The organism is Pseudomonas sp. SYWMCR5, from assembly GCF_057197165.1.
Map to the genome: position 1 here is coordinate 91,862 of NZ_JBXUNH010000010.1, position 13,792 is coordinate 105,653.

At 64.3% G+C, this 13,792-nt stretch carries 15 protein-coding genes; 8 read left to right on the forward strand and 7 right to left on the reverse strand.

The annotated features are described in order from the left end of the window. Positions 1–112: 112 nt before the first annotated feature. Positions 113–1,003, forward strand: coding sequence for a LysR family transcriptional regulator (locus tag AC2CGW_RS22385; RefSeq protein WP_288377754.1), 891 nt, complete (start codon positions 113–115; stop codon positions 1,001–1,003). A gap of 155 nt (positions 1,004–1,158) precedes the next feature. On the opposite strand, the gene AC2CGW_RS22390 is transcribed toward AC2CGW_RS22385, so the two are convergent. The 4 genes from AC2CGW_RS22390 to AC2CGW_RS22405 form a co-directional block, all read right to left on the reverse strand. Beyond that, complete coding sequence (locus tag AC2CGW_RS22390; protein ID WP_125930503.1) at positions 1,159–2,046, reverse strand: LysR family transcriptional regulator; 888 nt, start codon at positions 2,044–2,046, stop codon at positions 1,159–1,161. A gap of 118 nt (positions 2,047–2,164) precedes the next feature. Further along, on the reverse strand, positions 2,165–3,061 hold the full coding sequence (locus tag AC2CGW_RS22395) for a bestrophin family protein (RefSeq protein WP_186709760.1): 897 nt from the start codon (positions 3,059–3,061) through the stop codon (positions 2,165–2,167). Positions 3,062–3,082: 21 nt separating this feature from the next. Further along, on the reverse strand, positions 3,083–4,087 hold the full coding sequence (moaA, locus tag AC2CGW_RS22400; RefSeq protein WP_288377752.1) for a GTP 3',8-cyclase MoaA: 1,005 nt from the start codon (positions 4,085–4,087) through the stop codon (positions 3,083–3,085). Positions 4,088–4,230: 143 nt separating this feature from the next. Next, on the reverse strand, positions 4,231–4,689 hold the full coding sequence (locus tag AC2CGW_RS22405) for an Lrp/AsnC family transcriptional regulator (protein WP_065861420.1): 459 nt from the start codon (positions 4,687–4,689) through the stop codon (positions 4,231–4,233). Between the two features lie 151 nt (positions 4,690–4,840). On the opposite strand from AC2CGW_RS22405, the gene AC2CGW_RS22410 reads away from it, so the two are divergent. Next, a complete protein-coding gene (locus AC2CGW_RS22410) occupies positions 4,841–6,010 on the forward strand; it encodes a trans-sulfuration enzyme family protein (protein ID WP_186722149.1) in 1,170 nt (389 codons plus the stop codon). 146 nt (positions 6,011–6,156) lie between these two features. Here the strand turns inward: AC2CGW_RS22410 and AC2CGW_RS22415 are convergent, their stop codons facing one another. Next, positions 6,157–6,393, reverse strand: a complete 237-nt coding sequence (locus tag AC2CGW_RS22415; RefSeq protein WP_402765846.1) for an HP1242/YdcH family protein — start codon at positions 6,391–6,393, stop codon at positions 6,157–6,159. Between the two features lie 277 nt (positions 6,394–6,670). Here AC2CGW_RS22415 and AC2CGW_RS22420 point away from each other — a divergent pair, with 277 nt between their 5' ends. The 4 genes from AC2CGW_RS22420 to AC2CGW_RS22435 all read left to right on the forward strand — a co-directional run bounded on the left by AC2CGW_RS22420 (position 6,671) and on the right by AC2CGW_RS22435 (position 10,841). Further along, entirely contained in the window at positions 6,671–8,308 is a 1,638-nt protein-coding gene (locus tag AC2CGW_RS22420) for a phosphoethanolamine transferase (protein ID WP_186722145.1), read from the forward strand. Positions 8,309–8,411: 103 nt separating this feature from the next. Beyond that, positions 8,412–9,545 (forward strand): ribonuclease D, encoded by a 1,134-nt coding sequence (gene rnd, locus AC2CGW_RS22425; protein WP_426352583.1) that lies wholly within the window; start codon positions 8,412–8,414, stop codon positions 9,543–9,545. After that, positions 9,542–9,835, forward strand: a complete 294-nt coding sequence (locus AC2CGW_RS22430; RefSeq protein ID WP_186666918.1) for a YcgL domain-containing protein — start codon at positions 9,542–9,544, stop codon at positions 9,833–9,835. The genes rnd and AC2CGW_RS22430 overlap by 4 nt, the downstream gene beginning before the upstream one ends. A gap of 73 nt (positions 9,836–9,908) precedes the next feature. Continuing rightward, positions 9,909–10,841, forward strand: a complete 933-nt coding sequence (locus tag AC2CGW_RS22435; protein WP_484574623.1) for a D-2-hydroxyacid dehydrogenase — start codon at positions 9,909–9,911, stop codon at positions 10,839–10,841. Between the two features lie 54 nt (positions 10,842–10,895). Here AC2CGW_RS22435 and AC2CGW_RS22440 read toward each other — a convergent pair whose 3' ends face one another. Beyond that, positions 10,896–11,489, reverse strand: a complete 594-nt coding sequence (locus AC2CGW_RS22440; RefSeq protein ID WP_186666916.1) for a nitroreductase family protein — start codon at positions 11,487–11,489, stop codon at positions 10,896–10,898. A gap of 147 nt (positions 11,490–11,636) precedes the next feature. Between AC2CGW_RS22440 and AC2CGW_RS22445 the strand changes: the two genes are divergently transcribed. Beyond that, on the forward strand, positions 11,637–12,086 hold the full coding sequence (locus tag AC2CGW_RS22445; protein WP_063543654.1) for a YcgN family cysteine cluster protein: 450 nt from the start codon (positions 11,637–11,639) through the stop codon (positions 12,084–12,086). 40 nt (positions 12,087–12,126) lie between these two features. Then, positions 12,127–13,335, forward strand: coding sequence for a hypothetical protein (locus tag AC2CGW_RS22450; RefSeq protein ID WP_484574624.1), 1,209 nt, complete (start codon positions 12,127–12,129; stop codon positions 13,333–13,335). A 102-nt stretch (positions 13,336–13,437) separates the two neighbouring features. Here AC2CGW_RS22450 and AC2CGW_RS22455 read toward each other — a convergent pair whose 3' ends face one another. Then, a complete protein-coding gene (locus AC2CGW_RS22455) occupies positions 13,438–13,779 on the reverse strand; it encodes a YgaP family membrane protein (RefSeq protein WP_063543658.1) in 342 nt (113 codons plus the stop codon). Positions 13,780–13,792: the final 13 nt, after the last annotated feature.

A 13,792-nucleotide genomic window follows, 5' to 3' on the forward strand; every position in this document is an offset into this window, starting at 1 on the left:
AAAGATAATTGCGCGGCAGGTGCGATCAGTGTTCCATTTGCTTTAATTATCGCCTTGGCGTCTTTTCCCTTGCGAAGCAAGCGTAGCCGCCACCTTCCAGGAGAACCCGTCCATGGATCGCTTCCAGGAAATGCAGGTGTTCGTGCGTATCGCCGAGCGCGGCAGTTTTTCCCAGGCCGCCGAAGACCTGCAGATCCCGCGGGCCACCGTCACCAACCTGATCAAGCGCCTGGAGCAGCGCCTCGGCGTGCGCCTGCTCGAGCGCACCACCCGGCATGTGCGCATGACCCACGATGGCGAGGCCTACTACCACCGATGCGTGCGCCTGTTGCTGGACCTCGAGGAGACCGAAAGCGCCTTTCGCAATGCCCCGCCCAAGGGCCTGCTGCGGGTCAACCTGCAGGGCACCCTGGCCAAGCATTTCGTCATGCCGGCGCTGGGTGGGTTTTTGGCGCAGTACCCGGACATCACCCTGCACATCGGTGAGGACGACCGCCTGGTCGATCTGGTGCGCGAAGGCGTGGACTGCGTGCTGCGGGCGGGCCTGCTGCAGGATTCGTCGTTGATCGGCCGACAGGTCGCCAGCCTTGAACAGGTGACCGTGGCAAGCCCCGAGTACCTCGCGCAACACGGCACGCCCGCGACGCTGGACGACTTGCAGCAGCATTTCGCGGTGGATTACCTGTCCAGCGCCACCGGCAGGGCGGTGCCCCTGGAGTTCAGGGTCGGTCGTGAGGTGGTGGAGCGTTTGTTGCCAGCGAGGGTTTCGGTGACCGGCGTTGACCTGTACACCGGCGCGGCGCTGTCGGGGCTGGGGATCGTTCAGGTCCCGCGCTACCGGATTGTCCAGGAACTGGCGGCCGGCAGCCTGCGCGAGTTGTTGCCGGACTGCCCGCCACCGCCGATGCCGGTGTCGGTGGTGTACCCACAGAGCCGACAACTGTCGGCGCGGGTGCGGGTGTTTTCGCAGTGGTTGGCGGCGCAGTTGGGGCAAGGTCGCTGACCGGGTGACCGACGGTGAGGGAATAAACCGGCGTGGCGGGCGTTTACGAGCTGAAAACCCCATCGACCGGAGCCGTCACCATGCCCCACCTGCGTACCCTTGCCCGCGACACCCTGCTTCTCGGCACCCTTGGCCTGGCCAAGCGCTGAGCAGGCTCAGCCTGCGCTGAACAGTGCACGTGCTTCGTCGAAGCACTGTTCGGCGATGGCCGAGCGCGGTTCGCTGCGACGCAGCAACAGGCCCACCGGGCTGTGAATGCTGGCGTCGGCCACCGGGATGATGCGCAGGTGTTCGCTCAGCTCTTCCAGGCCGCAGTCCAGCGGCATCACCGCGCAGCAGATGCCGGCGTTGAGTGCCTGGATCAGTTGGAAGGTCGAGTCGCTTTCCAGCACGGCCTGGGGTTCCAGGCCGCGGCTGCGAAAGCTCAGGTCCAGCGACTGGCGGTAGTGCATGCCTTTGCTCAGCAGGCCCAGCGGCAGGCCGTCGAGGTCTTCCCAGCGCAGTTGTTCGGTGTCGAACTGGAAGTGTCGGGTATCGTGCAGCAGGCCCATGGTGGTGGTGCCCAGCTCGATCACATCGAAGAAGCTGACATTGACCTGGTCGAGGTAGCAGATACCCAGGTCGAGCTGGTTGCGGCTCAGGCCGTCGATGATCTGCTCCGAACTCAGCGAGCTCAGCTGGAAGTGCAGTTCGGGGTATTTCTCGCGCAGCGGCAGCAGCAACTCCATCGGGTTGAAGCTGGCCAGCGGCACGGTGCCCAGGCGCAGGCTGCCGACCACCTGGCCGCGGCAACTGGCGGCCTCGGCCTGCAGGCCGTCGTGGGCGGCGAGCAGGGTCTTGGCCCAGGCCAGGATGCGCTCGCCGGCTTCGGTGAAGCCCTCGAAACGCTGGCCGCGCTTGACCAGCACCAGGTCGAGCTCATCCTCCAGGTTGCGCAGGCGCATCGACAGGGTCGGCTGGGTGATGTGGCACAGCGCGGCGGCCTGGCCGAAGTGGCGGGTCTGGTCGAGGGCGATGAGGAACTTGAGCTGCTTGATGTCCATGGTCGGGCCTGACGATAGAGAAGGACTGCACGACACGTCTTATCGACTGGACGCTCGCGCCGGGCCCCTAGCCTGACGCAAAAAACCCTGTGTAGACAAATCTTGTGAGCGGTCGCCTCTAGCTCAACACATGCTTCACCGGCTCCAGCACCGGCGGCAGCGGCTCGCCCAGCGCCGACAGCACATCGCGCTCCAGTGTGCGCACCATGGCGTCGGTGGGCAGGTCGTTCTCGTCGCGGCCGAACGGGTCTTCCAGTTCGTTGCCGATCGCATCCAGGCCAAGGAAGGTGTAGCTGACGATGGTGGTGAACAGCGGCGCGAGCCAGCCCAGGGGCTGGGCCAGGGCGAACGGCAACAGCAGGCAGAAGATGTAGATGGTGCGGTGCAGCAGCAGGGTGTAGGGGAACGGCAGCGGCGTACCCTTGATCCGCTCGCAGGTCGCCTGCACCTCCGACAGCCCCAGCAGGCGTTGCTCGAGCAGGGTATAGCGGAATTCGCTGATGTGCTGCTGGGTGGCCAGGTGCGAGCAGTGCGCGCCGATCTGGCGCAGGATGCCGTCGCAGACATTGTGTTCGGTGCCGACTGCGCCCTCGGCTAGCCACGGCTTCGCGCCACGCAGTTCGTCCTCGTTGCGCAGGCGGGCGTTCAGCGCATGGGCGAAGCCGCACAGGCTGCGCAGCAGCTCACGTCGCAGGGCCGGATCTGCGATCACCACGCTTTCGCGGATGAACGAGCGAGTCTCGATGATCATCCGCCCCCAGGCCTTGCGCCCCTCCCACCAGCGGTCGTAGCAGGCGTTGTTGCGAAAGCTCATGAAGATCGACAGCGACAACCCGAGCAGGGTGAAGGGCGTGGCGCTGACCGGGTAGAACAGCGCCGGGTAGCGTCGCTCGACCAGCACGATCAGCGCTGCCAGCAAGGTCACCATCAGGCAGCGCAGGGCGATGCGCTTGACGATCGAGCCGCGCAGGGTGAACAGCATGCGCAGCATGTCGGTGTTGGAATGGACGATCAAGGCGGTTCCAGAGACGGCCGATCAGCCGCCGGTCATGTTCATGAAGCGCAGGATCTGCACCTCGCCACCCACCTCGAAGTGATGGCGGTAGGGCTTGAGGTGCATGGCGTCGCGAATCGCTTGCTCCAGGCGCTCGCTGTCGCCGGGATGGCTGCGCAGGACCTGTTTGAGGTCCATCGAATGCTCGTTGCCCAGGCACAGCAGCAACCGGCCTTCGACGGTCAGGCGCACGCGATTGCAGGTGGCGCAGAAGTTGTGGCTGTGCGGCGAGATGAAGCCGACCCGCGTCTGCGGCGCTTCGGCCAGGCGCCAGTAGCGGGCCGGGCCTTGGGAGGATTCGGCCGATTCGATCAGGGTGAAGTGCGGTTCCAGGCGCTCGCGCACATCGTCGCTGGAGTAGAACGACTCGCCACGCTCGTGCTCGCTGATCACGCCCAACGGCATTTCCTCGATGAAGGTGATGTCCAGTTCGCGGTCGATGGCAAAGCGCACCAGGTCGACGATTTCATCGTCATTGCGGCCCTTGAGCACCACACAGTTGAGCTTGGTACGGCGGAAGCCTGCCTGGCGCGCAGCGTCGATGCCGGCGATCACCTGGGCCAGGTCGCCGGTGCGGGTCAGGGCCTTGAAGCGTTGTGCATCGAGGCTGTCGAGGCTGATGTTCAGGCGTGTGACGCCAGCATCGAACAGCGGTTGGGCCAGGCGGCCAAGCTGCGAACCATTGCTGGTCATGCACAGCTCGCGCAGGCCGGGCAGGGCGGCGATGCGCCCGCACAGGTCGACGATGCCCTGGCGTACCAGCGGCTCGCCACCGGTCAGGCGGATCTTGCGGGTGCCCAGTGCGACGAAGCGCTCGGCGACCTGGTAGAGCTCTTCGAGGCTGAGGATCTGCTGGCGGGGCAGGAACTGCATGTCTTCGGCCATGCAGTAGACGCAGCGGAAGTCGCAGCGGTCGGTCACCGACATTCGCAGGTAGTCGATTTTTCGGTTGAAACCGTCGATCAGGGCCTGGCTGCTGTGTTCCACGTTCGCGCTCGGAAGGGTGGGGTGGGGTAATGTCCACGCTATAACCTGCAGGCACGGGCGTCAAATTGCTTTGCCTGACCGTTTGATAGGTGTGATCTATCAAGCGATCAGTAAGGGCGCATCAGGCCGCTGCCGTGATCTTCTCACCGATACACCGGAAACGCCGTGGTGTACTTGATCTGTTCCATGGCAAAGCTGGACGTGATGTTCGACAGCCCGTCGGTGCTGGTGATCAGCTTCTTGTAGAAGCGGTCGTAGGCGGCAATGTCGCTGACCACCACCCGCAGCATGTAGTCCCAGTCGCCGGACATGCGGTAGAACTCCATCACTTCCTCGAAACCGGTCACGGTCCTGGCGAAATGCTCGAGCCAGGCGCTGTCGTGGCGCTGGGTCTTGAGCTGGACGAACACGCTCAGGCCCAGGTTGATGCGCTCGGGGTCGAGCAGGGCGACGCGGCCGCGGATATAGCCTTCATCCTCCAGGCGCTTGACCCGTTTCCAGCAGGGCGTGGTGGTCAGGTTGACCGCCTCGGCCAGGTCTTTGAGGGAGATCGAGGCGTCGCGCTGGAGCAGGGTGAGGATGTGCTGGTCGAAACTGTCCATGGCGATAGGGGCCGGCTTTGCAGAAAAAGTTTCTCGAGAGTAGCTCAATAGGGGAATCGCTTGCTACGTCTGGCGCTGTTGCAGCGGGTCGGGCCGGGATATGCGATAGTGGCGGTTTTCTACCTGACCCCTTCAGTCAACGGATCCGACCATGGCCGAAAAACCGCGCAATTTCGCCACCCGCACCATCCACGCCGGCGAGCAGTCCAGCGTCGCCGACAACGCTATCTTCCCGGCCATTGTCACCTCCAGCTCGTTCATCAAGCGCGGCCTGGACGATAACCCCGAGTACGCCTACAGCCGCGTCAGCAACCCGACCCGGCATGCTTATGAAACCTGCGTCGCAGCCCTGGAAGAGGGTGTCGGTGCGGTCGCTTGTGCGTCGGGCGTGAGCGCCACTGCCACGGTGCTCGAGCTGCTGCCCAAGGATGCCCACGTGGTGGTGATGAATGGCGTCTATGGCGGCACCTTCCGCCTGATGGAGGACTACCGGGCACACACCTGCGGGCTGACCACCACCTATGTCGACCTCAACGACCTGGACGCCGTCGCCGCAGCGATTCGTCCGAATACGAAAATGATCTGGCTGGAGTCGCCGACCAACCCGCTGCTGCACCTGGTGGACATCAAGCCGCTGTGCGACCTGGCCCGCGAGCGCGGCATCCTCACCTGCATCGACAACACCTTCTGCTCGCCGTGGAACCAGCAACCGATCACCCTGGGGGTGGACCTGGTGATGCACTCGGCGAGCAAGTACATCGGCGGCCATTCCGACCTGACTGGCGGGGTGGTGGTGGCGGGCAATCCTGAACTGCTGGCGCGCCTGCGCAAGATCAGCATGGCGGTGGGCGCGATCCAGGGCCCGTTCGACTGCTACCTGGCCCTGCGCGGCCTGAAGACCCTCGATGTGCGCATGGAGCGCCAGAGCGCCAACGCCCTGCGCGTGGCGCAGTACCTGGAGCAGCACCCGCAGGTCGAACAGGTGTTCTACCCCGGGCTTGCGAGCCATCCGCAGCATGCGCTGTGCCAGCGCCAGATGCGCACTGGCGGGGCGGTGGTGGCACTGCGTGTGAAGGGTGACCGTGCCGCGGTCAATCGCCTGGTCGAAGCGTTGTCGATCTTCGTCCTGGCTGACTCGCTGGGCGGTGTGGAGAGCATGATCAACCATTCCTGGACGATGTCGCACAACTCGCTCAGCCCGGAGCAGAAGGGCGTGATGGGTATCAGCGAGAACCTGGTGCGGTTGTCGATGGGGATCGAGGATTACCGCGACCTGATCGATGACCTCGAGGCGGGGTTGCAGGCGGCGGCCTCTGCGTAACGGCGGCTGACGCTATTGCGGGACAAGTCGGAACGCCGAACCGCCGCTCCCACAGGTGCTACGTTGTAGCTGAAACCGTTGGGTTCCTGTGGGAGCGGCGGTTCGGCGTTCCGACTTGTCCCGCGATGGCGTTGCAACGAACGACCTCAAGCCTTGGGCGGATGAATGATCCGTTCGATCTTGTCCTTGATCAGCAGACGCTCCTTGCGCAGGCGGTTGACCGCCTCGTCGTTGGTGCCGTTGCCTTCGGCGGCCAGCACTTCCTTGTCCTTGGCGTTGTATTCCTTGTGCAGCTTGTGCAGGTCCTGATCCTTGTCGATCAGGGCCTGGAATTTGTCTTCGGTAATATGCAGGTCGGCTAGCAGATCGTGCGGGACTGGCATCTCTTCACCTCTGTTTCAGGGGTTGGTAAAAGTCCTGATCTTTCAGGATAGCTGCGTTTGCCGAAGGCGGGAGCGGTTCGCCGGGCATGGCTGCAGCGTCGCAACGCGGCTGAATGGCAGCTGAATGAACTTTAATTAATCATGAAAGACGCATGACAACTGATTGTTGGCGTCTTTTTCACAAAAAATTGATGCTACGCTTTCTACAGTTCGGCCAACTTCCCAAGGTGCCCGCCCGGGTACGCCTGGTCGCTTCTAAACTCTGATTGCGAACGCCATGTTGAAAATCAAATCACTGCGGACCGAGTGGGTCACGCTGCTGGCCAGCCTTTACCTGTTGATCGGCCTCAATCTGTTCCTCTGGGAGCATCTGGAGACCATCCTGCCCTCCGGCATGGTTGGGCTGTGGCTGGGCTTGGCGTTTGCCGTACTGATGTTGTTCGCCTTCAACCTGATATTGACGTTGTTGGCCTTCAAGTATGTGTTGAAACCGGTTTTGATTGTGCTTTTCATGAGTGGTGCCGGTGTCGCCTATTTCATGAATCAATATGGCGTACTTATTGATGCCGGGATGTTCCGCAATGTCGCCGAAACCAATATCGAGGAAGTGCGTGACTTGCTGTCGTTGAAGTTCGCACTTTATATGCTGGGGTTGGGCGTCGTGCCGTCGTTGTTGCTCTGGAAGGCGCGCATCGCCTACCGCCCCTGGCACCGCGAGCTGCTGGGCAAGCTCATCGTCAGCGGCGCCTGCGTTGCAGCCCTGGGCTCGATCGGCCTGGTCAATTACCAGGGCCTGTCGTCGCTGTTTCGCAATCACCACGAACTGCACTTGATGCTGACCCCCAGCAATATCGTCGGGGCGTCGTTCAGCTATGCCAGCGAAAAGCTCGGCAGCGCTGCCAAACCCTTCCAGAAATACGGCGAAGATGCCCGTCGCGATGCCGCCTGGCAGAAGCATGAGCGCAAGTCTCTGACCGTGCTGGTGGTGGGTGAAAGTGCCCGAGCCGAGAACTTCGGTGTGCTGGGTTATGGCCGCGATACCACGCCACGCCTGTCGAAGGAGGCTGGCCTGCTGGGCTTTACCGATGTGCATTCGTGCGGGACCGAGACGGCTGTATCGGTGCCTTGCATGTTCTCCGGCATGGCACGCAAGGACTACGATCCGAGCCTGGCCAGCCGCCGCGAGGGCCTGCTCGATATCCTCGGGCGTGCCGGCATCGAGGTGCAGTGGCGTGATAACCAGTCCGGCTGCAAAGGCACCTGCGATCGATTCAACTACGTCAACCTCACCAGCGCCAAGGACCCGGTCCTGTGCGCCGATGGCGAGTGCCATGACCAGATCCTGCTGCAGAACCTCGATGCGCTGCTCGACAGCCTCGACAAGGATACCGTGCTGGTGCTGCACCAGATGGGCAGCCATGGCCCGGACTACTACAAGCGTTACCCCGCGGGCTTCGAGCGCTTCACTCCGGTGTGCCGCAGCAACGCCCTGAACCAGTGCAGCCAGCAGGACATCGTCAACAGCTACGACAACACGCTGGCCTACACCGACGAGGTGCTGGCGTCGCTGGTCGACACCCTGCGCAAGCACCAGGACAAGGTCGACACCGCCATGATCTACCTCTCCGACCATGGCGAGTCGCTGGGCGAATACAACCTGTTCCTGCACGGCACCCCGTACATGCTTGCGCCTGACCAGCAGAAGCATATTCCGCTGCTGGCCTGGTTCTCCGACAGCTACCGCCAGGACTTCGCCATCGATACCGACTGCCTGTCGAAGATGCGTGACACGCCGCTGAGCCAGGACAACCTGTTCCACTCGATGCTGGGCCTGCTGCAGGTGCGCACCGAGGTGTACCAGCAGTCGCTGGACATGTTTGCCGGGTGCCGGCCCTGGTTGACGGCCAGGAACTGACAGCGCGCTATCGTTACCGCTGATCGCCACCATGGATGGCCCGGGTTTCACGAGCAGTGCCCGCGCCGTATATACTGCGCGCCAATGTTTGTGGGAGAGCCTTGTGGCCATCGAAATACACTGGATCCGTGACGACCAGACCCTGGCCGAACTCTGCCGGACGTGGCGCACGCTGCCGTTCGTGGCCGTCGACACCGAATTCATGCGGGTCGATACCTTCTATCCCAAGGCTGGCCTGGTGCAGGTCGGCGATGGTCAAAGCGCCTACCTGATCGACCCTCTGCTGATCCGCGATTGGCAGCCGCTGGGCGAATTGCTCGAAGACAGTAGCGTGGTCAAGGTGCTGCACGCCTGCAGCGAAGACCTCGAAGTCCTGCTGCGCCTGACCGGCAAGCTGCCGCAGCCGCTGTTCGACACGCAGTTGGCCGGTGGTTACCTGAACATCGGTTTCTCGATGGGCTATTCGCGCCTGGTCCAGGAAGTGCTGGGTATCGAGCTGCCCAAGGGCGAGACGCGCTCCGACTGGTTGCAGCGCCCGTTGTCCGACACTCAGGTCAGCTACGCCGCCGAGGATGCCGTGCACCTGGCCGAGCTGTTCACCGCCCTGCGCCCGCGCCTGTCGGATGACAAGTACGCCTGGGTGCTGGAGGACGGCGCCGAGCTGGTCGCGCAAATGCGCCGTGAAGTCGAGCCCGAAACCCTTTACCGCGACGTCAAGCTGGCCTGGAAGCTGGGCCCGCAGCAGTTGGCGGTGCTGCGCGAGCTGTGCGCCTGGCGCGAGCGTGAAGCCCGCAGCCGCGATGTGCCGCGCAGCCGGATCCTCAAGGAGCACTCGCTGTGGCCCATGGCCAAGGGGCAGCCCGACAGCCTGTCGGCGCTGGCCAAGATCGACGAAATGCACCCGCGCACCATCCGCCAGGACGGCGCAACGCTGCTCGAGTTGATCAAGAACGCCGCCAGCCAGCCCGCCGAGCAATGGCCCGCGGTGCTGCCCGAGCCGCTGCCGATCGAAGCCGCCGGCATTCTCAAGCGCCTGCGCGCCATCGGCCAGGCCGAAGGCGAGCGCCTGCAGATCGCCCCGGAGCTGATGCTGCGCAAGAAGGCCCTGGAAGCCCTGCTCAAGAGCGGCTACCCCAACGGCCCCTATCAATTGCCCGATTCGCTGCGCGGCTGGCGCCGTGAGCGGATGGGCCAGGCCCTGCTGGACGACCTGGCAGGTGCCGGAGAGACTCGATGAAACGTATCTGCTCGATCTACAAGAGCCCGCGCAAGCGCGAAATGTACCTGTATGTGCTCAAGGCCGAGGGCCTGGAGCGCGTGCCCGAGGGCTTGCTGCCGTTCTTCGGTACGCCGGTGCATGCCTTCGACCTGGTGCTGACCCCCGAGCGCAAGCTGGCTCGCGAGGACATCGCCAAGGTGCTGGAGAACCTCGACAACCAGGGTTACCACCTGCAGATGCCGCCGCCGGACGACGACTACATCGAGCACCTGCCCGAAGAGCTGCTGCGGCGCAACGATCCGGCCTGAGCCGGGGCGCGAACCCTATCAACAGGCGGCCCTCGACGGGCCGCTTTCGTCGTTCTGCAAGGTTGTCATCGAGATGCGCGTTCTGATCGCTGAACAGGATCATGCCCTTTACGCTCGCCTGCTGGGCGAGCTGGCACCGGACCTGGAGGTCCTGACCAGTGGCGATTCCGCCGAATTGTCGCGCCACGCCCCCGAATGCCCGATCTGGCTGGGTGAGCCTCACCTGGTCGCCAGCCTGCTGCGCCAGGGCCACAAGCCGGCCTGGATGCAGTCCACCTGGGCGGGTATCACGCCGCTGCTGGCCGACGGCCTGCCGCGTGACTATCGCCTGACCCGCGCGGTGGGCATCTTCGGCCAGGTCATGGCCGAGTACATGCTGACCTACATGCTGGCCCACGAGCGCGATGTACTGGCGCGGCTGGTCAGCCAGGTCGAGCGGCGCTGGGATGGCCGGCCGGGCAACAGCCTGGAAGGGCGCAAGGTGCTGATCGTCGGCACCGGCGACATCGGCCAGCGGGTCGCCGAGTTCCTGCTGCCGTTTGGCGTGACGCTGTATGGCGTGGCCAGCAGCCCGCGCGAGCAGGCGCCGTTCGTCGAAGTGGCGGGGCTGGATGCGTTGCCGCGGCTGGTCGGCCAGGTCGATTACGTACTCAACCTGCTGCCGGATACCCCGGCTACCCATGACCTGTATGATGCCGCACTGTTTCAGTGCTTCAAGCCGACCGCGCTGTTCATCAACGCCGGGCGTGGTGTGGCGGTGGTCGATGCCGACCTGGTCGAGGCACTCAAGAGGGGGCACCTGGCTGGTGCCGTGATCGATGTCTGCCGCCAGGAGCCGTTGCCCCAGCGCCATCCGTTCTGGACCGCCTGGGGGTTGCTGCTGACCGGGCACAGTTCGGCGCCGACCTCGCCGGTGGCGATGGTGCGCTTGTTCGTCGAGAACGTGCGGGCGTATGCGGCGGGGCAGGGGCTGCGCGGGGAAGTGGATTTCTCGCGGGGGTATTGAGGTGCTTCTGTTGGCCCTATCGCGGGTTTTTCCCGCGATAGGGCCAACCCGGTCTTAGAGGCTGAAATCCCCCTCAGCCGCCAACTCGCTCAGCGGCCGGCGCGGACTCGGCACTTCACGTGCCTGCAACGCCTCGATCAGGCTGGCCTTGTCGCCCAGCTTGCCGATCGCCACCATCGCATGCAGCACATAACCTTCGGGGACCTTCAGCTCCTTGCGCGCCAGTTCCTGGTCGAACCCGGCCATGCCGTGAGTGTGCCAGCCGCTGATGCTCGCCTGCAGCGCCAGGTGGCCCCAGGCCGAACCGGTATCGAAGGTGTGCCACAGGGCAGGTGTCTCTTCGCTGGCGCCCGGGGCAGTGAAGGTGGTCTTGGAAAGGATCAGCACCAGCGCCGAGGCCTGCTGTGCCCAGCTGCGGTTGAACGGCACCAGGAATTCCAGGAAGCGCTCCCAGTTCGGCGTGTCGCGGCGGGCATAGAGGAAGCGCCAGGGTTGCGAGTTGTAGGCCGACGGCGCCCAGCGCGCAGCTTCGAGGAAACTCAGCAGGGTCTCTTCGCTGATGGGTTCAGCGGTGAACGCACGAGGTGACCAGCGGTTGATGAACTGCTCGTTGATGGCATAGTCGGCGATGCGGGGATTGACGCTCATGCGGGCTCCTGCGAAAGGACGAGGGAAAGCCTGAACGCTACTGCGTCCGCTCGGCACTGACAAGCGGTATGGCATTGCGTCGGGACAGGCTCTAGACTGGCGCCGCCGCGCGCCGCGGCCTTCAAAGTGATTGCAGGAAAACGTGTGATGATCGCCGACCCCGCGCCCTTCTGGCGGCGCAAGACCCTCGACCAGCTCGACCCGCAGGAGTGGGAGTCGCTTTGCGACGGCTGCGGGCTATGCTGCCTGCAGAAGCTCGAAGACGAGGATGACAACAGCATCTATTACACGCGTATCGCCTGCAAACTGCTGGACATGAACACCTGCCAGTGCAGCGACTACCCCAACCGCTTCGAGCAGGTGCCCGACTGCATCCAGCTCACGCCGGGCAAGGCCGACCAGTTCAAATGGCTGCCGACCACCTGTGGCTATCGACTGGTCAGCGAGGGCAAGGATCTGCCGGCCTGGCACCACTTGGTCTGTGGCGACCGCGAGCAGGTCCATGAGCAGCGCATTTCCCAGTCCGGGCGGATGCTCAGCGAGAACGACGTCGACGAAGACGACTGGGAAGACCACCTGATCTTTCGCGCCGGCTGATCCGCCTGGCCCGCGCCTCTGGGGAACAAGGAGTTTCTGTATGCGTCGCCCGTTGTTGTTGCTACTGGCCCTGTCGGCCAGCTTCCCGGCCTGGGCGAAGAAGGTCGATCTGGATTACCAGGTGCGCTTGCTGCCCCAGACGGGCCAGGCCGAAGTGCGCCTGACCCTGGCCGAGGGCACGCCGGTGCGCAGCCTGGACTTCGACCTGGGCAGGCAGGGTGCCTACAGCGATTTCAAGGCGGACGGCCAATGGCAGGTGCAGCAGGACCGTGGCGTCTGGCACCCCGGAGCAGGCAAGAGCAGCCTCAGCTACCGCGTGCAGCTCGATGTGAAGCCCCATGGCAGCGCCCATGAGGCACGCATCACACCGCATTGGGCGTTGTTTCGCGGCGATCAGCTCGTGCCCCCAGCCCGTCTCGATCAGCAGGATGGCACCGAGTTGGTGACACGCCTGGCCTTCGAGCTGCCGTCGGGCTGGCAGAGTGTCGAGACGGCCTGGCCGCGCATCGGCAAGCAGAAATTCCGTATCGACAACGTCTCGCGCCTGTTCGACCGCCCCACTGGCTGGATGCTCGCCGGCAACCTCGGCAGCCGCCGCGCACGCCTGGGTGATACCGAGGTGACGGTCGCCGCGCCGCAGGGGCAAGGCATGCGGCGCATGGACACCCTCACCCTGATGACCTTCGTCTGGCCGCAGTTGCAGGCGGTGTTCCCGCGCAATCCGCCCAAGCTGCTGGTGGTCGGTGCCCGCGACGACATGTGGCGCGGTGCGCGTGCCTCGCGCAACTCGCTGTACCTGCACAGCACCGGCCCGCTGATCAGCGAGAGCGGCAGCAGCCCGCTGCTGCGTGAGCTGGTGCAACTGTTCGCGCAGATCGACGACCGTGATCGCAGTGACTGGCTGGGCGAGAGCCTGACCGACTACTACGCCACCGAACTGCTGCGCCGCGCCGGCGGCCTGAGCGATGACCGCTACCAGGCGTTGCAGGCGCGATTGCAGAAGGACGGCGCCAAGGTCAAGACCCTTCGCACCGAGCAGGCCGACGCAATGCAGGTGGCCAGGGGCGTGCTGTTGCTGCAGGCGCTGGATCGCGAGATTCGCCTGCACAGCCACGACAAGCGCTCGCTGGACGACGTCACTCGCGCGCTGATGCGCATGGCCAGTGTCAGCACGGAGGAATTCATCCAGATCAGCGAGAGCGTTCTGGGGCGCGAGTCCGAGGTGCTGGAGAGCAAGTTGTTGCGTTGAGCGGGTGTCGGCTTCTTCGCGGGCAAGCCCGCTCCTACACCACCCTCAAGGCTGTGGAGGTCCTGTAGGAGCCGGCTTGCCCGCGAAGAGGCCACCGCCGATTCAAACCCCAGCCAACGGATCCTTACCCGTCACCGTCACCGTGCGGGTCGCCGCCTCGGCGCTGGCCTTGAGTGCCTTCAACTCCGCCGCTCCCCGTTCGATATCGGCATGCAACCGGTGGTACTCCGCACGATGCTTGTGGAACCAGGCCTTGGTCGCACAATGCCCCTTGATGCCCCGGGCCAGCGCCATGCCGCCCACCGCTACCTGCAGCAAGCCGATCAGCCCGCCGTGGCGCATCCCTTTGCTGATCATCAGGGCACCGCCCGCCAGTGAGCTGACGCGCTCCCAGCCCTGGACGTTGTGGTCATGCCTGTCTGACGCCGAATGGATATCGAGCATGGGTAGGTCTCCT